The sequence below is a fragment of the Methylophaga sp. UBA2689 genome, from assembly GCA_002354555.1.
Taxonomy (GTDB): Bacteria; Pseudomonadota; Gammaproteobacteria; order Nitrosococcales; family Methylophagaceae; genus Methylophaga.
Map to the genome: position 1 here is coordinate 4,322 of DELT01000061.1, position 1,173 is coordinate 5,494.

2 protein-coding genes are annotated in these 1,173 nt (G+C 45.0%); both read right to left on the reverse strand.

Features of this window, described 5'->3' with window-relative positions:
• Positions 1-893 (reverse strand): ketol-acid reductoisomerase (gene ilvC, locus B3M51_RS07130; RefSeq protein ID WP_292757896.1); only part of this gene is annotated, 893 nt, incomplete at its 3' end.
• 28 nt (positions 894-921) lie between these two features.
• Positions 922-1,173 (reverse strand): acetolactate synthase small subunit (gene ilvN, locus B3M51_RS07135; protein WP_292757894.1); only part of this gene is annotated, 252 nt, incomplete at its 5' end.

Here is a 1,173-nt window from a genome sequence, read left to right on the forward strand (position 1 = left end):
TAGCCAGACTGACCTTCCTGAATAAACTGTTTGGCGTATTTACCTTCCTGAATGTTTTTCAACGCTTCACGCATCGCCCAACGGCTTTCTTCGTTAATGACTTTCGGGCCGGTAACATATTCGCCATATTCTGCATTATTCGAAATTGAATAATTCATGTTGGCGATACCGCCTTCATACATCAGATCAACAATCAGTTTCAGCTCATGTAAGCATTCGAAATAAGCCATTTCCGGCTCATACCCAGCTTCAACCAACGTTTCAAAACCGGCTTTAACCAATTCTACTGCACCACCACATAATACTGCTTGTTCGCCAAACAAATCTGTTTCAGTTTCATCACGGAAAGTGGTTTCAATGATACCAGTACGCCCACCGCCAATAGCTGAGGCATAAGATAAAGCGATTGCTTTGGCTTTACCTGAGGCATCTTGTTCAATAGCGATCAAATCAGGAATACCACCACCACGTGTAAATTCACTGCGAACCGTATGACCAGGTGCTTTAGGCGCTACCATGATAACGTCCAAATCCTGACGGGGCAGAATCTGGTTATAAACAATCGCAAAACCATGAGCGAAAGCCAAAACAGCACCTTGTTTCAGGTTTGGTTCAATTTCATCTTTATACAAAGAGGATTGGAACTCATCCGGTGTGAGCACCATTACCAGATCAGCTTGTTTTACAGCTGAGGCGGTATCGGCAACTTTCAGGCCTGCACCTTCGGCTTTGGCAATAGAAGACGAACCCGCACGCAGAGCCACAGTTACATCAACACCGGAATCTTTCAGGTTACAGGCGTGAGCATGGCCTTGTGAACCATAACCGATAATCGTGACTTTCATGCCACGGATCAGCGACAGGTCACAATCTTTGTCGTAATAGATATTCAAACTCATTATCAATTCCTTCGTTTTTAAATCAATTCAATTGCAGGCATTTTTCGCCACGGGCAATGCCCGAGACGCCACTGCGTACGGTTTCAAGTATTTTATGTTCAGAGAGAGCCTCAATGAACGAGTCAAGTTTACTGCCGGCCCCTGTCAATTCGATCGTGTAAGTCGAGGCGGTCACATCAATAATATGTCCACGGAAAATATCTGACAGACGTTTGACGTCGTCACGTTGGTCCATGGTCGCTGCCTTGACTTTAATCAACATCATTTCCCGCTC